A 20284-nucleotide genomic window follows, 5' to 3' on the forward strand; every position below is an offset into this window, starting at 1 on the left:
CTGTCTTAAAATAGCCACTTGTGTGTTGGGATAGTTGTATATAATCTTTATAATCAGGTAAATCTATTTTTTTTAAGCTGTTTTGAAGGCTACCGTCTTTTTTTAATATAAACATATTAAACGATTTATATTGGACATTTATTAAAGGTTTTACAATCATCAGCACAGGAACCCTGCTTACCAATATATAACCTTTAGAAAAAGGTATGCAGTCTGTAACCATCAGTATATTATCTGCTCTAAATGCACTACTAATATTAATTTCACTTTTGCTACATATTGTTATTTGTTTTGCTAATTTGTCTTCAAATTTTTGAGGATAAGAATAGATTATTTGTTTATCGTGTGCAACAATCAATACAGCATAAATATCTGGGTTTTTATCTACGATATTTTTTGTAATTCCTGGAATTTTATATGTGAAAAAGTTTTCTTCAATTGAATCCTTAAATGAAGTTTCTGCCATATGCAAGAGTTCTATGTATGTTTGTACAGCAAATGCACTTTGTCTTGCGATGGTCGAAAGTTCTGACTCAGTATTAATTAAAACTTTTTCATAAAGCCTTACAAACACGATAAAAACTATGATAAAAATAATTATGCTTATTGCAGCCCAGCTTAGCACAAAGTATCTCGATAATCTTGATTTAAAGATTTTTTTACTCATATATTTGGATTTCCTGTTTCTTAATTATATAGAAATAATAGTGGTTAAAATTTATATATACAAAAAATTTATCGTTCTTTTCTATTACAAACAATCCCCACTTTCACAAATTTTAATAAGTAAATTTATATTAATATATATCACTTTTCAATTTCAAACTATTAGCTATACCTTTTGGGTGCCAAATTTAATTTTAGATCCTGTAATCTGACCTGCCACAGAAGCCACTAAAAACAACGGTATAAAGTAATAACTGATACCCAGTAGAATTCTAGGAAGTGCAATAAATGGAATTGGTAAATGAATGTAGGCAAACCAACGCCAGGAAAATTTTTTGACTTTTGATCTCAAGCGCCCAAAAGGAACGTTAATTAAAAAAGCAAAAATTGCAAGAAATATAAACATATTTATATTCTAATTATTTTTATTATAAAATGCAAATTTTTTATATTTTCATTTTATGGTTTGCAAAAAATATTTTTTTGGATATAATTCTGTTATCTTATTTGTGTTGGAGGAAAACTATGAAAAAAATCTTTTTGGCTTTTTTGGGTTTGGTTTTAATGTATTCTTTTGCAAATGCCACACCAGATTACACTGCAATAGCAAAAAAACTTGTGCCGCCAAATGTTAATATTGAGCTAAAGCAAACAAACGATTTTCAAATATCTGGTTTTAAAACATTTATTGCAACACTAAAACCACAAAATGCCTCGGTTACCGTTTATAAGTATCTTTGGATATCAAATGATGGTAAATATGTTATACCAAACCTTTTAGCGTATGCTAATAATTCTATAACTCAGATTGAACCTAAAGTAAAAGAATCTTACAATACTGTAAATATTGAATGGTTTAATAGAGTTTTGTCAACACTAAATCCAGATTTGAAAAAAAGCTTTGGAAATGGAAAAACTGAAGTTTATATTTTATCTGACCCGTATTGTCCTTTCTGTAAAGAAGAACTTGCCCAGGCAATTGAACTTGCAAAACAAAACAAAATCAAGCTTTATGTAATACCTTTTGATGTACATGGAGAAAAATCAACACAGGCTTCAATGTTATTTTGGAATATAGAATCAAAATCAAATTTAGCCGACGCATTGGCAAAAGTGGAAGCTGCTCCATTTGAAGCTGTTGATAAAATTGTATCCCAAAACCAAAATCTGATTAAGCAACTAACACCAAAATACCAGGCAAAGCTTAATTATTTAAAAGAAGAGTTTTTTAAGCAAAAATTAAACGGTACACCATCAATTATTATAAGAAAAACAAACACAACAGGTATCGTAATTGTTGGTTTAACAAACTTAGCAAATTTTGTAAAATAACTTATGAAAAAAAAGCTATTAATAGCTTTTATTATCCTGATAACATTTATTGCTTTGATTCTGGCAGGTTATTTTAGCCTGCCTTTTTTTTTAAAAAGTCAATACTTTTTGCACCTTGTAGAAAATAAAACCCATATAAAAATAGACAAAATTGAAAATTACAAAATCTCTCAAACACTAACCACTATAAATGTCAACATATCGCAATTGGAAGTTAGCTCATCTAAATTTAAAGCAAATGCAAAACACTTATCCTATAAACTCAAATTAAGCGAATTAATTTCAAAAAAACCCACATTTGGCAATTTAAAAATACAACAGTTAAGCTTAGTTGCATACCGTTCAAAAACTCCTGCAAAAGCTGAAACAATTATAAAGCCACTTCCTTTATCCATAGAAATACAACATCTTAGTGCATCTTATGAAAATTATAAAATTGACGGCAAACTTGATCTAATTTTAAACCTTACAACAAAAAACAATAATTTTTATTTTGATGGAAACGTTAACAATAGCCCCACTACTTTATCTGGCGATATAAACCCAAATAATTTACATGTAAGCTTAAATATTAAAAAATTTTCACCCCAAAATTTTCCAGCATACTTAAAAGCAATTGACAATTCAAGTGCAAAAGCTACTTTAACGCTAAAAAACAATTTAGAGTTGCAAAGCGGTAATTTAAAGATCAGTGATATAAACTACAAAGGTTTAAAACTTAACAACCCAAGCGCTTCTTATTCTAAAGATGAGCTCTACATAAATATACCTACAATTACATACAAACAAAATATTTCGGGCAAAAGCGCAAAACTCAAGCTTAACACTAAAAATTATAATGGCAGTGTTGATTTTAGCAACATAAATGTTGCAAATTTAAATATTGAAAAACCAACAATTAATTTTAAATACAATAAAAATACACATGCATTTTTTATTGATACTTTAAGTAAAAACGGCTATTTCATAAATGCAAAAGGCACTATTGATACAAAAAACTTAGAAGAAAGCACTATAGCTGGTTTCTTTAAAACACCTTATATTGACTATAATCAAATAAAACCGTTGTTACCAAAGCATATTCAGGAATATATATATTCCGGCCAGATAAAAGCAGAAAAAGTGACATTTAAAGGCAAAATTAAAGATAAAGAAAATTTAATAGATACAGGTGAACTTGTTGCACAGAGTACCAGATTTATTGTAGAAAAAAACACCTACCCTTTTACTATAACATTTGCAAATATTCAAATTACACCAAAAGACGTAATCATTCATGGGACCGGTTATTGCGATAAAGTAAATTTAATAAGTTCAAAACTTGTAATTGCACGAAAAAAAGGCTATCCGGCAGATATGCACCTTGTACTAAATGGAGAATCTACAAAAAACACAGAAGATTTTTTGTACAAAGCAATTTTAAGCCACGAAGATGCAAAGTATATTGATTATGCAAAAGACATTAGAGGTCCATTTACCGCAATAATTGACATAAAAAACTATTACTGGCACTCATTGCCTCATTTTTACTTCAATGTAAATATTGATTCCAATTTAAGCCTGCAAGATAAAAAAATATCTCAAAAACCTATAAATTTAATAGGTAAATTTGATATACAAAGAAACAATCAAATACTTAGGGTTAGTGCGAATAATCTAAAGTTAGCCACTGACAATTCCTTTATCAATATTACTGGATATCTAGAACATTCAAATACTGTCTATTATAAAGCTACAATTAGAGCAAAAATAAATCCAGATGAAATTAGAGATATTTCATATTTGAAACCATATAAAAATTATCTGCCAACAAGCGAGGTAACAATAAAGCCCTCATCTATCTCTGGCAATTTGAAAAAAATCAATTTTGATGTCAACATTGAAGGCAAAAAACTATTTAAAGAACATGGTTTTGGTGTGGATGAGATTTCGGCAAAAGGCTATTATGAAAAAAATCTAATCAGCTTTAACCCTGTAAAACTTGACGATACATTTTCAATTAACGGTTTATACAATACAAAAGCAAAATCATTCAATGGCAATATTAACTTAAAAAATTTCAAAATTTCAACAATTAAAAATTTAGTCAAACTACCCATCGATGAAGCAATTTTAAATGGAAGCGTCAAACTCGGGCTTGAAGATAAAAAATTACAATACATTTACTCAAATAATTTAATTGTATCAGATTTGGTTTATGGTAATGATGTTGTTGTCAAATCTGCCCATGTATCTTTTAATAAAAATTATGCAACAATAGAAAATGGTAATGCACTTATCATGCAAAACCCCGTAAGTTTTACAGGTAATGTTAATTTAGAACCGCTTGTAATTAACTTAAATGCTAAAAGCCAAAAATTTATAATAAAACAAACAAAGAGCAAAACAAAAAGCTATATAGGAGATATTAAGTTTAAAATACCGAAAATATCTATTTATGCGCAAGCTGACATTGGCAAATTGATAATCGAAGATTCAAAACCACTTGTATTTAATAATGTTAATGCACACCTGGAGCTTGCAAGTAAACGCTATATTAGCCTGAAAGCACCAAATACATCCATATACATAGATATGGCTCAAAACACAATCAATGTCGATGCGACAGATTCATATATTTTTGCACACTACATTCAAAGTAAAACAAAAAAACCATCAATTACAACACTTAAGGCTACACTTAACACACCATCTACAGATGAAATAGACTTAAAAAAACTAAATGGAACTATTAAATTTGTTTCCGAAAACGGAAATATTAAAAATTTTCCAGACATTTACAAAATACTAACACTGGCTGACATAGTTGGCTTGTTAGCAGGTCAGTTTGATGCGAGAAAAGGTTTTTATTATAACAAAATGGTAGGCGTTTTCGATTTAAAAGATGGCATATTAAAAACTCAAAAACCACTAACTGTAAAAGGTACAGCAAATAACTTGTTTATAAACGCTAATGTCAATTTAACAAATTATCATGTTGATGCACTTTTTATGATAACTACATTTACTTTTCTAAATAGGTTAATTTCAAGCATACCCATTATAGGGCATATTCTTGGTGGAAAAGAAAAAAGCTTTACAGGTTTAAGCTTTAGAGTAGATGGTTATTTGGATGGAAAAATGAATCTATATCCTGTTCCCTGGGAAAGCTTAGGAAAAGGTTTTCTTGATATAATTACGCGCACCATTACTTTACCAGCATATTTGCTTGGTGTGAATGGAAATACCAACAACACTGAGAAGAAAAAATGAAGGTGCTAATTGTAGATGATGATGAACAATTGAGAATTGCATTGTTTTCTACACTCAAACATTTAGGTCATGAATGTATTTTAGCTCAAAATGCCAAAGAGGCCTTAAATATATTAAGAAAAGAATCATTTGACTTAATTTTAAGCGATCTTAAAATGCCAAAAGTAGATGGCATTGATCTTTTAAAACAGATAAAACAAAATAATATTAACACTCCTTTTGTTATAATGACAGCATTTGGAACGATCGAAACAGCGGTTTTGGCTATAAAGCTTGGCGCATTTGATTTTATAGTAAAACCTTTTAGTAAAGAAACTATAGAAAAAATTATTTCACTAACCAAAAACTACTGCAATTTAAAACCTCAAGAAGAAGTAAGCGTTGTCGACGACGAATTTGTCTTCAAAAGTAAAAAAATGCAAGAAACATTAGATTTGGTTGATAAAGTTGCAAAAACTGATGCCACGGTATTAATTAAAGGAGAAACAGGTACAGGCAAAGAAGTGATTGCTAAACTTATTCATAAATTATCTAACCGTGCAAAAGAAAAATTTATAAGCATAAACTGTGCAAGCATTCCTGCTAATCTTTTAGAATCAGAGCTGTTTGGATATGAAAAAGGCGCTTTTAGCGGTGCAATTAAATCATACAAAGGTAAATTTGAACAGGCAACTGGTGGAACACTACTTTTAGATGAGATTAGCGAAATGCCTTTTGAGCTTCAAGCAAAACTACTAAGAGTTTTGCAAGAAAAAGTGGTTGACAAACTGGGTTCCACACAAAGTGTAGTAATTGATACAAGAATTATCTGTACAACAAACAAAGATTTAATTGAGCAAGTAAAAAGTAGAACTTTTAGAGAAGATTTATTTTATAGAATTAGTGTGTTTCCTGTTTTTTTAAGCCCATTGAACGAAAGAGTAGAAGATATTCCTTTTTTGATAGATTTCTTTATAAAGAAATATGCAAAAAAATTTCAAAAAAACACACAAAACATATCACAAGAAGCATTAGAAGTATTATTAAACTATTCATGGCCAGGCAATGTAAGAGAACTTGAAAATACAATTGAGAGGGCAATTATATTGTCAAAACAAAATTTTTTAAGCAAAGAAGATATTTTTTTGCATGGAATTTGAGAACGGTTTTTGCTAGTAATTTATTGAGAATGTTTTTTGGAGGTTTTAGAATGTTTTTTAATGACACTACTATAAATTATATACAAATTGGAATGGATGTCGCTTCGTTAAGACAGAATGTAATTGCAAGCAATATAGCAAACATTGATACTCCAAATTATAAAGAAAAAATGGTAAAATTTAACGATTTTTTAAATAATGACAAGTTGCCTTTATACATTACAAACCCAAACGACATAAATCCTCAAGAAAACTTTCAGAATAGTATTATTGTAGACAAAACTGACTCTTATGGTCAAAGAAACGACAAAAATAATGTAAATCTCACATCACAAGAAGCCGCCTTAGCTAAAAATCAAATTTTATATAATGCACTTACGGCTTTTGCAAAGTATAAGTTTGGCGAATATAAAAATATAATTTCATCATCTCAAGGAGCTTAAATTATGAGCTTTTTTGGAAGTTTAGCAGTTGCTTCAAGCGGCATGCAAGCCCAAAGGTTAAGGTTAGATGTTATATCAAGCAATATTGCAAATACAAATACAATAACTACGCCTGAAGGCGGACCATACAAACGAAAAGATGTAGTTTTTGAAAGTGAAAAATTTTCAAAATATTTAGATGGTGTCAAAGTAGCTGATGTTGTACGCGACGATACGCCTCCAAAATTAGTTTATGATCCTACAAATCCACTGGCAAACTCAAAAGGCTATGTTGCATATCCTAATATTAACCCAATAGTTGAGATGGTGAATTTGCTAGATGCTACAAATTCCTATCAAGCAAATATCTCGGCTTTCAATGCGGCAAAACAAATGGCTCAAAGTATTATTAGTGTACTAAGTGTTTGATTTTTTTTAAAAAATGTTATACTATTTTGTGTAGGCGGTTTTTTATGAAAGTAGATTCGCTAATTCCAAGCAACCTAACGACACAAATAAACGATAATAATAACAAAAATGATGAGAATGCAAGTTTTGCTGATTTGTTAAAAAAATCGATTAATGATGTAAATAATCTGCAAATAGCTGCAGACACAGCTATAAAAGAAATATCCACAGGCAAGATGGATAACATTCAAGATGCTGTTATGGCAATAGAAAAAGCAGATGTATCTATGAGACTTTTGTTGGAGGTTAAAAACAAAGCAGTTCAAGCATACAATCAAATTATGAATATGCAAGTTTGAGTTTAGTGTTATTATATGGACATAAAAAAATTTCTTGAAGAAATCAAAAATTTTTATAATAGGATGTCAAAAAATCAAAAGGTGGTATTGTTTTCATCTTTTGCAGGGTTGATTTTAGCTTTGACATTAATTTTTTTGATTGGTTCACGGGTTAATTACGCTGTGTTATTTTCTAACCTAAACGATAAAGATGCTTCAAGCATAACTAATTACTTAGACCAACAAAAAATACCATACAAAATTGTTAGTGGTAACACAATTGAAGTGCCAAGAGATTCAGTTTACAAGTTAAGACTGGATTTAGCGGCAAAAGGTTTACCAAGTGGTGGAGTGGTAGGTTTTGAAATATTCGACAAACAAAATTTAAGTATGACAAGTTTCCTGGAAAATGTAGACTACACAAGAGCTCTTGAAGGCGAACTAACACGCACAATCGAGAACATATCGAGTGTAGATTCTGCTCGAGTAAACCTGGCTATACCAAAGCCTTCCGTTTTTGTAGAGAAAGAACAGCCTCCTACCGCTTCAATTGTGTTAAAATTAAACTCACAAATTAGCCACAATCAAGTGTACGCCATACAAAAGTTAGTGGCAGCAAGTGTGCCTAACCTAACACCAGACAATGTAACTATAGTAGATACAAATGGTAATTTACTTTCAAAAAAAGAAAATTCAGACGAGACAATAGCAAGCAGTGAACTTCAATATAAACAATTGATTGAAAAAGAATACGCTCATAAAATAAAAGACTTACTTTTGCCAATAGTAGGTGAAAACCAGATAGTTACAACTGTAAATGTAGATTTAGACTTAAGCAAAGTTACACAAAAAAGCATCAAGTATGATCCAAATAGTGTTGTTCGAAGTGAGCAAACAGAAGAAGAAAAAAATTGGTCACAAACTAACGGCGGTATACCCGGGGTCATATCAAATATTGGAGCAAACCAACCTGCTAACGCAGCTGCTTCAACAACAACAACCGCAACACCAACAACTGCTACTTCCCAACAAAGCCCGCTTGTTAGCGAAAAAACAAAAAACACTACTAATTATGAAATTAGTCAAACAGAAACAAACGTAGTTGAACCATTAATTAAAATTAGACGAGTAAGTGCTGCTGTAATCGTAGATGGAAATTATCAATACAATAAAAAAACTAAAAAAGAAGTATATTCACCATTGTCTTCAACACAAATGTCTGATATAAAGAAAACTGTAGAGCAGGCAATAGGCTATAATCCCCAAAGGGGAGATACAGTAAGCGTAGTAAATATGCAATTTGAAACCACAAAACCAAAGCAAATGAGTCTAGTATCAAATTTAACGCAATACTACCCATTGTTAAAGTATTTGATTAGCATAATTTTATTAATTTTATTTTATTTCTTATTTTTACGAAAATTTATTAATAATGTATTATCTCATAAAAAAGGTGAAATTTCCTATCAACAAAAAGAAGCTGCTAAAGCTTACGCACAAGGTGGCGTAGAATCAAAGATAGAGGGCAAAAGTATCAAAGACCTAGAAGAAGAAATATCTAAAGAACTAGAAAGCGAAAACGCATTGGACGAAGAAGCTTTAAAAGACAAGGTAATAGAAAAAAAATTAAAAGAAGAAGTCGAGAAAAACCCCGAGGAAGCATCTTCGGTATTAAAAGCTTACATTTCTTCAAAATGAGGTTAGTCTATGTGTGCACAGGCAGCGCAGACAATAAATTCAATCAACGATCTAACAGCTTACCAAAAAGCCGCAATTTTATCTGTTGCACTTGGCGATGAAGTATCTACAAAACTATTTAAAAATTTAAGCAAAAATGAAATTGAAGCGATTAGCAGAGAAATAGCGCTTATGAAAAAAATTAACCCAAATATATCAAAAGCTGTCGTTAGAGAATTTTATCAAATGTTGAAAGCTAAAGAATATGCAAGTACGGGCGGGTTAGAATATGCAAAAGAGTTACTAATTAAAACACTAGGGCAAGATGAAGCAAGAAAAATTATTGACAAATTAGTAAAATTATTAGAATCCAACGTCGGATTTGGATATTTAGAAAACATTGACCCAAAACAATTGGTAAAATTTATACAAAATGAACACCCACAGACTATAGCTGTTATACTATCTCACCTCGACCAATCTAAATCTGCAGAAGTGTTATCTTTGTTGCCAAAAGAAAATCAGATAGATATAGTACTCAGGATGGCTTCATTAGAAAATATATCACCCAATGTTATAAAGCGCGTTTCTGAAATGCTAGAAACCAAAATGGAAGATTTGAGTGGCAGTAATATAGAAATTGGCGGTATCAGAACCGTATCCGAAATTATAAACCGTATGGGTAGAACAGAATCAAAATCATTGGTAGATCAAATTGCTGAGAAAAATCCTGACCTTGCAAGTAAAATACGTGATATGATGTTTGTATTTGAAGATATTATAAAACTTTCCAATTCAGATATCCAGGAAATACTAAAGCATGTTGATAAAAAAGATTTGACCATAGCTCTAAAGGGTGCACCAGAAGAATTGAGTAAAAAGTTTTTCTCAAATATGTCAAACAGAGCGGCAGAAACACTAAAAGAAGAAATGGAATTCTTAGGTCCTGTAAAGGTAAAAGATGTAGAACGTGCCCAAAAATCTATTGTTGATATTGTAAGACGACTTGACGAAGAAGGTGTAATATCAATAAGTGGTGGCGGGGAGGAAATGCTTGAATGAAAAGGTTATTAATAGAAGATTTTGCTTTAGAAGAATTTAGCGAAAATGAAATACCAAAAAAAACACAAAGCGAGCAAGAAACAGTTAGAACACCACAAGAACCATCACCAAACATAGATGAAATTTACCAAAAAGCTTTTAGTGACGGATACGAAAAAGGTAAAACCGAAAACACTCAAAATTACGAGCAACAATTATTAAGCCTAAAAAGTCAGTATGAAACTATAATATCAAACTCAAAAATGGAACTTGAAAAATCAATTCAAGCAATTGACATTAATATAAACGTATTAAAAGAGAGAATCAATAACATTGAAAACGAAATTATTAACATAGCAATCGAAATTGCGCAAAAAATAATAGAAAAAGAAATCCAAAATCCTGATACAATCAAAAATTTAATTAAAAAATCTCTATCGCTAACAAAATTTGATAAAATTAAACTAAAATTAAACGCCCAACAAGCAAAATTAATAGAAAAGGAATTTGAAAATATAGAAATAATTGCTGATCCTGGTGCAGCAATTGGCACTATTATAATTGAAGAAGACTCAAATATTATAGATGCGAGTATCAATACAAAATTGGAAGAATTAAAACGTAGTCTAATCAATGAATCATAGTAAAATAAAACAGCTTTTAGAAAACAATAACTTTATAGTAAATTGTGGCAAAATTAAAGAAGTGGTTGGCTTAACAATAGTTTCAAACGGTCCAAGCGATATAAAAGTAGGCGATGTGTGCTTGATAGAAAACGAAAATGGCTATATTGAAGCAGAGGTTGTTGGTTTTAGGGATAAAAATGTCGTACTAATGCCTCTTGGTAATATGGATGGTATAAAACTTGAAAGTATCGTCCGCTCTAGGGCAAATGGCCTAAAAGTTGGTGTTGGCAAAGATATACTTGGAAGAATACTTAATGCTTTGGGTAAGCCTATTGACTCAAAAGGACAAATAATGATAGAAAAGCATCTGCCCCTATATCCAAAACCAATAGATCCAATGAAAAGAGAAATAATCAATGAGCCTATTGTAACTAAAATAAAAGCCATTGATGCACTTTTAACACTTGGAAAGGGTCAAAGAATTGGTATATTTGCAGGCAGCGGTGTTGGTAAATCTACTCTTCTTGGTATGATTGCAAAAAAAGCTAAAGCTGATGTTAATGTAATCGCGTTAATTGGAGAAAGAGGACGTGAAGTCAGAGAATTCATAGAAAACGACCTACAAGAAGAAGGTTTAAAAAAAAGTGTGGTGGTTGTCGCTACAAGCGATGAAGCCCCACTTTTGAGGCGTGAAGGCGCGTTTTTGGCAAGCGCTATTGCAAAATACTTTAGTGATCAAGGACTTGATGTAATGTTTATGATGGACTCTGTAACACGATTTGCGATGGCACAGCGTGAAATTGGCCTTGCAATAGGTGAACCACCTACTATGAAAGGCTACACTCCAAGCGTATTTTCTCTTTTGCCAAGACTTATGGAAATACCGGGAAAATTCCAAAAAGGCAGCATTACTGCAATATATACAGTGTTGGTTGATGGTGATGATTTTAATGAGCCCATAGCAGATTCTGCACGTTCCATTTTGGACGGGCATATTGTACTATCAAGAAGAATAGCCGAAAAAAACCACTACCCAGCCATAGATATTCTTAAAAGCGTCTCCAGACTGATGCCTTCAGTGGTTAACAGTGAACACAAATTTTTAGCAAATAAACTAAGAAAGTATCTGTCCATTTTTGAACAAGCAGAAGATTTAATAAACATTGGTGCATATTCTATGGGTTCAAATCCGGATATTGATGCAAGTTTAAAAGTGATTAACAAAATAAATGATTTTCTGGTTCAAGGCGTAAATGATTCGTATGAATTCTCTCAAACTATTGACTCCTTAAATAAGGCTATTGAGTAACTTATGTTTGCCTTTAAACTCGAAAAAATTAAAAATTTAAAAGAAAACTTAATGAATATAGAAATAATTAAACTCAACAACATAAATAATCAAATAAAGCAAAAAACGCTTCTTATCTCTGAATTGAATAATCAAATAAAAAGTTTATATAAACGATTTGATGACCATATCAAAACTAATATAGATTTTAATGTCTTAAAGTATATAGCTGATGGAGTTTTAGCATTGGAATATGAAATTAAGACTACGCAAAAAGATTTAGAAGAACTAAAAGCAAAAAAAGAGTCACAAATAAAAATAATAAAAAATATTCACAAGGAAATTAAAAAATTTGAAAAATTAAAAGAACACTATAAAGAGAGGTATATATATGAAGAAAAGCTCAAAGAACAAAATTTTATTAATGATATTAGCTCTATTTTTTATACCAGGAATAAATAAATCCTACGGACAAAACTTAAGTGATATAAACCAAAAAATCAATGAACTAAAAGCATTAGAAAAGATTATTGATGAAAAAAGTGCGCAACTAAAATCACAACAGCAAGATATAATAAATCAAAGAAAACATTTAGAACAAAATCAAAACGCTCTAAAAAATCAGCTGCAAAACCTTAATAACCAGATAGCACAAGCAAAAAAAGAGTTAGAAGATTTGCAAAAAAATATAGTCAGTCAAAAAATTCAAAAGTTAGCAATAATATATGCTCAAGCAAAACCTTCAGCAGCAGCTCAGGAATTATCAAACATGGACCCACAAATAGCAGCAGAAATTTTAACATACATGCAATCACGACAAGCAGGCGCAATAATTTCAAAAATGGATCCTAAAACAGCAGCAAATATATTTAGCTTATACCTGAAATCAAAACATCAATAAGAGTTTTTTCTAAATTGGAAAATACTTGCCAACCCTATTAAAAGTATAAAAATAAGCAATGCACTAAAGGAATGCCACCCAAATTGTTTGTATACAAAACCTGGAGCATAGGAACCAATAACACCTCCACTATAATATGAAGCTATATATATACCATTTACTATACCTTTTTTATCCTTTGCTAATTTATTTAAAAAGCCACTTGCCACAGAGTGTATCAAAAACATACCGCCGCAAAAAATAAACATACCGCCAAAAATAATGTAGATATTTGGTATATTTAAAATCAAGATAGCGCTGATATACACAAAAAAACCAAATATCATGGCTTTAATCTGGTTGCCAAAAATTTTAACAAACTTTGTAGCCAAAAAAGACACAAATATACCCATTAAGTAACCGCTATAGGCAAGTCCTATTGTAATCTCGGAGCTACTTTTATCTATACTTTCAATTCTAAATGGCAAAAAGTTTGTCAAAGCAGCAAAAACAAAAAACATACAAAAAACCGCCATATAAACAAAAAAGTAAAGTTTATTTTTTACTACAGATAAATAACCCTTAAAAAGACTTTCATGCTTTACCACATCAGAAACTACTAAATTTTTTATATCTTCAACAAGATATAAAGCTAATAATGCGCCAATAATAAAACTAAGTGTAACAAAATAAAAACTAAACCTCCATGACAAATAATAAGCAATAATACCGGATATTAACCTACCTGAAAAACCACCCATAATGGTTACCGCAATGTAGTATGACATGTATAGCGCTACCTTGTCAGTTTCCACACTTAAAGATATATAAGTCATATTTGATGTAAGCACGGCAGATATTAAAAAACCTTCAATCAATCTCAAAAAAATTATCAAATATATGCTCTGTGAAATTGATATAAAAAGGTTTACAAAAACAAGAATAATCAAAGATATTAAAATTAATCTTTTTGGTGTAAAAAAAGATAAAATATAACCATATACAATCGGAATGATCGCCAAAGGAAGTAGAGCCACACTTATAATTAAAGATACAGTATTCATGTTGCAATCAAAATATCTGCTGATTTCTGGCAAAAGTGGCTGTGGCACATATATTGCGCCAATTGTAATAATGGTTATGTACATCAAAACAAAAAAAGCTTTGGAACTCATATTTTTATCATAAGCAAATACCGTATTTAATCAAGTTTTAAATTACAATTTCATATTTATTTAATTTTATAATGTACTGTTGAATTTAACAATTAAATTATATATAATATAATTGCTATGTTTAATTAGGAGGATTAATATGAACAATACTGAAGAATTCAAATTAAAAGAAACAGGAAAACTACTTAATACTTTGCGTTCTATTCAAGATAATCTTGGTTACATACCACAAAAATCAATTAATGAATTATGTAAATCCTTTAACTTATCTTATGCAGAGTTGTATGGTTTTATAACATTTTATAAAGATTTTCGCCTGGAACCAAAAACATACAAACATCATATACGGGTTTGCCAGGCAGAGAGTTGTCAGGCAAAAAATGTTAAAGATATTGTTGATTACATAAAAACTACATTAAATTTAAATATAGGCGATCACAATGAAGATTTCTTTTTAGATAGTGTTTATTGTCTTGGAAATTGTCCACGTTCACCTTCTGTTATGATTGATGGTATAGTATATGGTGATATGAATAAGGAAAAGTTTGATAATATATTGACACAATTAAAGAGGAATATATGAATATTTATATATCTTTAGATACTTGCGCTCAGTCCGTTGGTTCGTTTGAAATTTTTGAAAAATTAAAAGGTATAAATAACCCGACATTCACTCTCAACAAACGTTCAACACGTGCATTAATGTGGCTTGAACCACTTTTGGAAATTGAGCAGGATAATAAACAAATTGCAATCTCAAATGTAGAAAATATTGATATTGAAAATATTTTAAAAAATCCACTTAATTCAAAAAATCTTATAGATAATATAGACAATCAACCTTATCTAAAAAATCAACATAGAGTAATATTTAAAAATTTAGGCAAAAACGACCCAACAAGTATCGAAGATTATAAAAAACTTGGAGGGTTTAGGGCTTTAGAAACAGTTTTAAAAATGGAGCCAAAAGATGTTATCGAAAAAATAAAGATTGCGGATATTAGAGGCAGAGGGGGTGCATTTTTTCCTGCCTATATAAAATGGCAAACAGTGTTAAACGTACAATCCGATATAAAATATGTTATATGCAATGCTGATGAAGGTGATTCTGGTTCTTTTGCAGATAGACTAATTATGGAAAACGATCCATTTAGTTTAATTGAAGCTATGATAATAGCTGGAATAACAGTTAATGCAAAAGAAGGTATTGTATATTTAAGGTCAGAATATCCTAATGCAAAAAAAGTTCTTCAAAAAGCTATTGATATTGCTTATCAAAATAATTACCTGGGTAAAAACGACAGTTACGAATTTGATTTATATATTGTAACTGGCGGTGGCGCCTATGTTTGTGGAGAAGAAACAGCTCTGATTGAGAGTCTTGAAAATAAAAGAGGCCTCGTACGCCCTCGTCCACCACTACCAGCTATAAGCGGTCTTTTTAATAAACCCACACTGATTAACAATGTATTAAGCTTTATTGATATTGTAAGGTTATTTGAAGGTTCAAGAGATACTCATACCACGCCACTTCAATTAAGCGGCGCAGTAAAAAGGAGCGGTTTGTTTGAGGTTGCAAATGATATAACCATAGAAGAATTAATAAGCAAATTCGCAGATACACCCATAGATGATATTAAAGCTGTTCAAATTGGTGGTCCACTTGGGGCATTTGTACCCAAAGAAAAATTTTATTTAAAATTAAACAATGATGAGTTAAGCAAAGAAGGCTTTATATTAGGTCATGCAAGCGTAGTAGCGTTTAATAAAAACACAAACATGAAAGATATATTGCTCAATTTAATCGATTTTTATATCCATGAGTCATGTGGAAAATGTACACCTTGCAGAATTGGTCAGGTAAGATTAAAAGAAATTCTAACCGACTTACACCTAAACACGCAATCAAACTTAATTCTTCTGTATGATTTACTGGATACGCTAAAAGAGGCATCTTTATGCGGACTTGGGGGATTAACACATTTAAGTGTGCTAAGCAGTCTAAAATATTTTGGCAATGATTTTGGTATAGGAGATATACAATGAATGAAATAAACTTAGTTATAGATAGCAAAAAAGTTAAAGCTTTTGAAGGTCAAACAATACTGGAAGCAGCCAGAAATGCCGGTATAAAAATTCCGACACTTTGTGCTTTTGAGCATTTAAAACCTTACGGCTCATGCAGATTATGTATTGTTGAGATAGAAGGCAAAAAAGGATTTTCTGCAAGCTGTACAACATTGGCCCAAGATGGCATGGTTGTTTGTACTCAATCAGAAAAAATTAACAAAATAAGAAGAAATATTTTAGAACTTTATTTAAGCGAACACAACTTTGATTGCACAACCTGCCCAAATAATTTAAGATGCGAGCTTCAAGAAGCTGCAAGTCTAGTTGGCATAAGAGATGTAAGATTTAATACAAAAACACATATAAAAAGCTACAAAGATAGTTCAAATCCTTATTTTGAGTTTGACTCATCAAAATGCATAATGTGTGCAAGGTGCGTGAGGGCTTGCGATGAAATTCAAGGAAATTTCGCTCTAACAATACTATCAAGAGGATATGATTCGCATATTAAACCAGGTATTAACGATTTTATTAATTCAGAGTGCGTATCGTGTGGCGCATGCGTAAAGGCTTGTCCAACGGGTGCTTTAATTGAAAAAAATGTTGTCCAAAATGGCTCTGGTTATAATTTTACAAAAACTACATGCGGTTTTTGTGGTGTTGGCTGTCATGTAATTGTTGAATCAAAAGCAAATACAATAGTGAATATCGTTGGAGACGATAAAGGTCCAAATGAAGGCCATTTGTGCGTAAAGGGGCGATTTGCATGGGAATTTGTAAATTCAAGTGAACGCATAAAAAAACCACTTATAAGAGAAAAAATTGCTGATGATTTCAAAGAAACTACACTAGAAGAAGCGCTTGATTTTGTTGCATGGAAGTTTAAGAATATTAAAGAAAAATACTCAAAATATGCACTTGCTGCCCTTGCCTCTTCAAGATGCACAAACGAAGAAGTTTTTTTGGTTCAAAAATTAGCCAGATGCGCATTTGAAAACAACAATATTGATAATTGTGCCAGAGTATGCCATATGCCAACCGGTTTTGCGCTTGGCTTAGCATTTGGAACCGGTGCTGGCACAGCAGATATTGAATCTCTAAAAAAAGCCGAATGCATAATGGTGGTAGGCTCAAATACAACACATGCACACCCTGTGGTTGGCTCATTAATTAGACAACTTGCAATATCAGGTAAAAAACTCATAGTTATTGATCCAAGAGGAATAGATTTAGCAAAACAACCTCATATAAAAGCTCTCCACCTGCAACCATACCCAGGTACAAATGTTGCTTTATTAAATTCAATAGCTCATGTAATTGTGAAAGAAAATCTGGATGATAAAGATTTCATAGAAAACAAATGCGATATAGATTCTTTCAAATTATGGCTGGATTTCATATCAAGTGACGAATACAATCCAACTAATGTATCAAAAATAGCAGGTGTAGATAGCCATTTAATTGAAAAAGCAGCCAGAGAATTTGCCACTTCAAAAAAAGCTACAATTGTTTACGGTCTTGGAGTAACTGAACATACATTTGGCTCAAGCGGTGTTTTTTGTTTAACTAACCTTGCAATGTTGTGTGGCTTTATAGGAAAAGAAGGCTGTGGTGTTTCGCCTTTAAGAGGCCAAAATAATGTTCAAGGCGCTTCTGATATGGGTGCTTTTCCAAATGTATTTACCTTTTATAGGCATATAAGCGACGAACAAACACGCAAAACATTTGAATCTGTATGGAAAAAGATACTTGATACAAACGTTGGTTTTACTATACCTCAAATGTTTAAAGCAGCAATTGATGGTAGACTTAAAGGTATGTATATTGTAGGAGAAGATGTCTTCCAAACTGACCCAAACACTTACCATATCAAAGAGGCATTGAGTTCTTTAGAATTTCTTGTAGTGCAAGAATTATTTTTAAGCCCAACTACACAATTTGCCCATGTGGTGTTGCCAGGTTCATCTTATTTAGAAAAAAATGGCACATTCACAAACTGGGAAAGACGGGTCTCAAAAGTTAACAAAGTTATAGAACCACTAAGCGGCATTGATGAGTATAAAATCATCACTGAGCTTTCAAAAAAACTTGGCTATCCTATGGATTACAATAGCGAAGAAGAAATATTCAACGAAATTGCTCTACTTAGTCCACAATTTAGTACTTTAACTTATGAGAAACTACAAAATTACGGCTCGCTATTGTGGCCAGTTGATAGTAAAAATCAAACAGGCACACGTATACTTCACACAGACGAGTTTTTAAACAAAAAAGGCAAATTTTTTATAACCAATTACGTAGCAAACCAATTGCTAAACGATACCTACCCTTACATATTGACAACCGGCAGGAACCTATTCCATTACAATTCAAGCAACCAAACACGCAAAACTAAAAATGTTGCTTTTTATGATTCTGATTACCTTGAAATTAACGAAAAAGACGCTGTTAAGCTAAATATATCAAATAATGATCTGGTTGAAGTCAAAAGCGAAAGCGCAAAAATCACATTAAAAGCAAAAGTTACAGATAAAATAAAGCCTGGTGTTTTGTTTACAACATTCCATTTTACAGATCCAAAGACAAATGCCTTATTGTCACAAAATACGGATTGGGCTACAGATACACCAGAATATAAATTTATGCTTGTAAATATTAAAAAAGCAGATAAAGAAACCTACGAGATAAATCAAACTAAAAATCCAGACATTTTGGAACAATACATAAAGGTTTTTAATTTTTTTGAAAAATACCCACAAGAAACAAGAACACAGCTAATAGTAAATCACATAAAGAAAAATTGGGACACAGATAAAATTAATACATTGAAAACAATTGAACCAATTGATTATCAACTAAAACAGGTAATAGAAAGAGTTTAAAAATCATTAATAGGAGGAATTTAATGAGTGAGATTCTAATATCCAAAGAAGGTAAAATCGGTTTTATCACACTTAATAGGCCTGAAAACTGGAATACTTTTAATGTAGCTTTTGCAAGACAATTAAATGATGCACTTGTAAACTTTGATAATGATGAAAATGTGGCTGTTGTAATTATCAAAGCAAATGGAAAAAATTTTTCCGTAGGTATTGAGCTTGAAGAATTTAGAAAGGGAAGATCACATAAAGAATATAGGGAATTCATAAAACTAATGGATGAGCATAATCATACAATTGCAAATATGAAAAAACCAGTAATTGCTCAGGTTCATGGTTATGCGCTTGCAAATGGCGCAGGACTTGTTTTTGCGTGTGACTTAGCTGTTGCTGCAAAAAGTGCAAAATTTGGCACAACAGCCATAAACGTGGGTTTGATTTGCCTTGGTCCTGCTGTACCATTAACAAGACTTGTTGGTAGAAAAAGAGCCCTTGAAATGGTTTTAACCGGTGAAATTATATCAGCCCAGCAGGCACTTGAGTTTGGGCTTATAAATCGTGTTGTAGATGATGAAAAATTAGAAGAAGCAACACTTGAGCTTGCAAATACACTTGCCAGCAAAAGCCCACTCGCGTTAGAAATTGGCAAAACCGGTATATACAAAATGAGTGATCTTGAGTACCACAAAGCAGCAGACTATATGAGCGAGCTATTTGCAAGTTTGGCTGCTACAGAAGATGCCGTTGAAGGTGTTAATGCATTTATTGAAAAAAGACAGCCTAATTTTAAGAAAAGATAACCTTTATAGTTTTAGATTTTTTGAGTTGACAACTAAAGAATTTTTTTTATACTAGTAATTGCGTGCCGAGATAGCTCAGTCGGTAGAGCAAGGGACTGAAAATCCCTGTGTCCGTGGTTCGATTCCACGTCTCGGCACCATTATTTTCCTTTAAAAATCCTATTTAAAAAGCAATTATTTAACAAAACATATAAAGATAAAATACAAAGTTTTTTAAATACTTTTAATCATTTTTAATCTTTTTTAGTATTCTGTTGCACCATATTTGCACCACGAGTTTCATGCTTACCC

Annotated in this window: 19 protein-coding genes and 1 tRNA gene; 17 read left to right on the forward strand and 3 right to left on the reverse strand. The window is 31.3% G+C overall.

Features of this window, described 5'->3' with window-relative positions; genetic code table 11:
* Both ACP5FO_RS06450 and ACP5FO_RS06455 read right to left on the reverse strand, forming a co-directional pair.
* Window positions 1–667 (reverse strand): hypothetical protein (locus ACP5FO_RS06450; protein ID WP_428157205.1); only part of this gene is annotated, 667 nt, incomplete at its 3' end.
* Window positions 668–832: 165 nt separating this feature from the next.
* Window positions 833–1072, reverse strand: a complete 240-nt coding sequence (locus ACP5FO_RS06455; RefSeq protein WP_025392478.1) for a hypothetical protein — start codon at window positions 1070–1072, stop codon at window positions 833–835.
* Between the two features lie 119 nt (window positions 1073–1191).
* On the opposite strand from ACP5FO_RS06455, the gene ACP5FO_RS06460 reads away from it, so the two are divergent.
* Genes ACP5FO_RS06460 through ACP5FO_RS06515 form a run of 12 tightly spaced genes read left to right on the forward strand, consistent with a single transcriptional unit; the run spans window position 1192 to window position 13090 of the window.
* A complete protein-coding gene (locus tag ACP5FO_RS06460) occupies window positions 1192–1998 on the forward strand; it encodes a DsbA family protein (protein ID WP_428157206.1) in 807 nt (268 codons plus the stop codon).
* Between the two features lie 3 nt (window positions 1999–2001).
* On the forward strand, window positions 2002–5250 hold the full coding sequence (locus ACP5FO_RS06465) for an AsmA-like C-terminal region-containing protein (RefSeq protein ID WP_428157207.1): 3249 nt from the start codon (window positions 2002–2004) through the stop codon (window positions 5248–5250).
* Entirely contained in the window at window positions 5247–6389 is a 1143-nt protein-coding gene (locus ACP5FO_RS06470) for a sigma-54-dependent transcriptional regulator (protein WP_428110029.1), read from the forward strand. The genes ACP5FO_RS06465 and ACP5FO_RS06470 overlap by 4 nt, the downstream gene beginning before the upstream one ends.
* Before the next feature lie 50 nt (window positions 6390–6439).
* Entirely contained in the window at window positions 6440–6832 is a 393-nt protein-coding gene (gene flgB, locus ACP5FO_RS06475) for a flagellar basal body rod protein FlgB (RefSeq protein ID WP_428110026.1), read from the forward strand.
* Window positions 6833–6835: 3 nt separating this feature from the next.
* Window positions 6836–7240, forward strand: coding sequence for a flagellar basal body rod protein FlgC (gene flgC / locus ACP5FO_RS06480; protein WP_428110022.1), 405 nt, complete (start codon window positions 6836–6838; stop codon window positions 7238–7240).
* A 44-nt stretch (window positions 7241–7284) separates the two neighbouring features.
* Window positions 7285–7578: a flagellar hook-basal body complex protein FliE gene (fliE, locus tag ACP5FO_RS06485; protein WP_428110018.1), complete on the forward strand. Its 294-nt coding sequence runs from the start codon at window positions 7285–7287 to the stop codon at window positions 7576–7578.
* Window positions 7579–7593: 15 nt separating this feature from the next.
* Window positions 7594–9255 (forward strand): flagellar basal-body MS-ring/collar protein FliF, encoded by a 1662-nt coding sequence (fliF, locus tag ACP5FO_RS06490; RefSeq protein ID WP_428110014.1) that lies wholly within the window; start codon window positions 7594–7596, stop codon window positions 9253–9255.
* Between the two features lie 9 nt (window positions 9256–9264).
* Complete coding sequence (gene fliG / locus ACP5FO_RS06495) at window positions 9265–10296, forward strand: flagellar motor switch protein FliG (RefSeq protein WP_428110010.1); 1032 nt, start codon at window positions 9265–9267, stop codon at window positions 10294–10296.
* A complete protein-coding gene (locus tag ACP5FO_RS06500) occupies window positions 10293–10919 on the forward strand; it encodes a FliH/SctL family protein (protein ID WP_428110008.1) in 627 nt (208 codons plus the stop codon). Before fliG ends, ACP5FO_RS06500 begins: the two co-directional genes overlap by 4 nt.
* Complete coding sequence (locus ACP5FO_RS06505; RefSeq protein WP_428157208.1) at window positions 10909–12210, forward strand: FliI/YscN family ATPase; 1302 nt, start codon at window positions 10909–10911, stop codon at window positions 12208–12210. The genes ACP5FO_RS06500 and ACP5FO_RS06505 overlap by 11 nt, the downstream gene beginning before the upstream one ends.
* Window positions 12211–12213: 3 nt before the next feature.
* Window positions 12214–12651: a flagellar FliJ family protein gene (locus ACP5FO_RS06510; RefSeq protein ID WP_428157209.1), complete on the forward strand. Its 438-nt coding sequence runs from the start codon at window positions 12214–12216 to the stop codon at window positions 12649–12651.
* Complete coding sequence (locus ACP5FO_RS06515) at window positions 12581–13090, forward strand: MotE family protein (RefSeq protein WP_428157210.1); 510 nt, start codon at window positions 12581–12583, stop codon at window positions 13088–13090. The genes ACP5FO_RS06510 and ACP5FO_RS06515 overlap by 71 nt, the downstream gene beginning before the upstream one ends.
* Here ACP5FO_RS06515 and ACP5FO_RS06520 read toward each other — a convergent pair.
* Window positions 13084–14244, reverse strand: a complete 1161-nt coding sequence (locus ACP5FO_RS06520; protein ID WP_428157211.1) for an MFS transporter — start codon at window positions 14242–14244, stop codon at window positions 13084–13086. The genes ACP5FO_RS06515 and ACP5FO_RS06520 overlap by 7 nt on opposite strands.
* 139 nt (window positions 14245–14383) lie before the next feature.
* Here ACP5FO_RS06520 and ACP5FO_RS06525 point away from each other — a divergent pair, with 139 nt between their 5' ends.
* The 5 genes from ACP5FO_RS06525 to ACP5FO_RS06545 all read left to right on the forward strand — a co-directional run bounded on the left by ACP5FO_RS06525 (window position 14384) and on the right by ACP5FO_RS06545 (window position 20133).
* Entirely contained in the window at window positions 14384–14827 is a 444-nt protein-coding gene (locus ACP5FO_RS06525; RefSeq protein WP_025392492.1) for an NAD(P)H-dependent oxidoreductase subunit E, read from the forward strand.
* Window positions 14824–16290 (forward strand): NADH-ubiquinone oxidoreductase-F iron-sulfur binding region domain-containing protein, encoded by a 1467-nt coding sequence (locus ACP5FO_RS06530; RefSeq protein WP_428157212.1) that lies wholly within the window; start codon window positions 14824–14826, stop codon window positions 16288–16290. The genes ACP5FO_RS06525 and ACP5FO_RS06530 overlap by 4 nt, the downstream gene beginning before the upstream one ends.
* Window positions 16287–19196 carry a formate dehydrogenase subunit alpha gene (gene fdhF, locus ACP5FO_RS06535; RefSeq protein WP_428157213.1) on the forward strand — a complete coding sequence of 970 codons (2910 nt, stop codon included), beginning with the start codon at window positions 16287–16289 and terminating at the stop codon, window positions 19194–19196. The genes ACP5FO_RS06530 and fdhF overlap by 4 nt, the downstream gene beginning before the upstream one ends.
* Window positions 19197–19219: 23 nt before the next feature.
* Window positions 19220–19993 carry an enoyl-CoA hydratase/isomerase family protein gene (locus ACP5FO_RS06540; RefSeq protein WP_428157214.1) on the forward strand — a complete coding sequence of 258 codons (774 nt, stop codon included), beginning with the start codon at window positions 19220–19222 and terminating at the stop codon, window positions 19991–19993.
* Between the two features lie 64 nt (window positions 19994–20057).
* A tRNA-Phe gene (locus ACP5FO_RS06545) sits at window positions 20058–20133 on the forward strand.
* Window positions 20134–20284 lie beyond the last annotated feature (151 nt).

The sequence above is a fragment of the Desulfurella sp. genome (genome assembly GCF_049977265.1).
Classification (GTDB): domain Bacteria; phylum Campylobacterota_A; class Desulfurellia; order Desulfurellales; family Desulfurellaceae; genus Desulfurella.

Bases quoted from the DNA above. Each gene is read 5' to 3' on its own strand.
- ACP5FO_RS06455 (WP_025392478.1), bottom strand. From the start codon at position 1,072: ATGTTTATATTTCTTGCAATTTTTGCTTTTTTAATTAACGTTCCTTTT.
- ACP5FO_RS06460 (WP_428157206.1), top strand. From the start codon at position 1,192: ATGAAAAAAATCTTTTTGGCTTTTTTGGGTTTGGTTTTAATGTATTCT.
- ACP5FO_RS06465 (WP_428157207.1), top strand. From the start codon at position 2,002: ATGAAAAAAAAGCTATTAATAGCTTTTATTATCCTGATAACATTTATT.
- ACP5FO_RS06470 (WP_428110029.1), top strand. From the start codon at position 5,247: ATGAAGGTGCTAATTGTAGATGATGATGAACAATTGAGAATTGCATTG.
- flgB (WP_428110026.1), top strand. From the start codon at position 6,440: ATGTTTTTTAATGACACTACTATAAATTATATACAAATTGGAATGGAT.
- flgC (WP_428110022.1), top strand. From the start codon at position 6,836: ATGAGCTTTTTTGGAAGTTTAGCAGTTGCTTCAAGCGGCATGCAAGCC.
- fliE (WP_428110018.1), top strand. From the start codon at position 7,285: ATGAAAGTAGATTCGCTAATTCCAAGCAACCTAACGACACAAATAAAC.
- fliF (WP_428110014.1), top strand. From the start codon at position 7,594: ATGGACATAAAAAAATTTCTTGAAGAAATCAAAAATTTTTATAATAGG.
- fliG (WP_428110010.1), top strand. From the start codon at position 9,265: ATGTGTGCACAGGCAGCGCAGACAATAAATTCAATCAACGATCTAACA.
- ACP5FO_RS06500 (WP_428110008.1), top strand. From the start codon at position 10,293: ATGAAAAGGTTATTAATAGAAGATTTTGCTTTAGAAGAATTTAGCGAA.
- ACP5FO_RS06505 (WP_428157208.1), top strand. From the start codon at position 10,909: ATGAATCATAGTAAAATAAAACAGCTTTTAGAAAACAATAACTTTATA.
- ACP5FO_RS06510 (WP_428157209.1), top strand. From the start codon at position 12,214: ATGTTTGCCTTTAAACTCGAAAAAATTAAAAATTTAAAAGAAAACTTA.
- ACP5FO_RS06515 (WP_428157210.1), top strand. From the start codon at position 12,581: ATGAAGAAAAGCTCAAAGAACAAAATTTTATTAATGATATTAGCTCTA.
- ACP5FO_RS06520 (WP_428157211.1), bottom strand. From the start codon at position 14,244: ATGAGTTCCAAAGCTTTTTTTGTTTTGATGTACATAACCATTATTACA.
- ACP5FO_RS06525 (WP_025392492.1), top strand. From the start codon at position 14,384: ATGAACAATACTGAAGAATTCAAATTAAAAGAAACAGGAAAACTACTT.
- ACP5FO_RS06530 (WP_428157212.1), top strand. From the start codon at position 14,824: ATGAATATTTATATATCTTTAGATACTTGCGCTCAGTCCGTTGGTTCG.
- fdhF (WP_428157213.1), top strand. From the start codon at position 16,287: ATGAATGAAATAAACTTAGTTATAGATAGCAAAAAAGTTAAAGCTTTT.
- ACP5FO_RS06540 (WP_428157214.1), top strand. From the start codon at position 19,220: ATGAGTGAGATTCTAATATCCAAAGAAGGTAAAATCGGTTTTATCACA.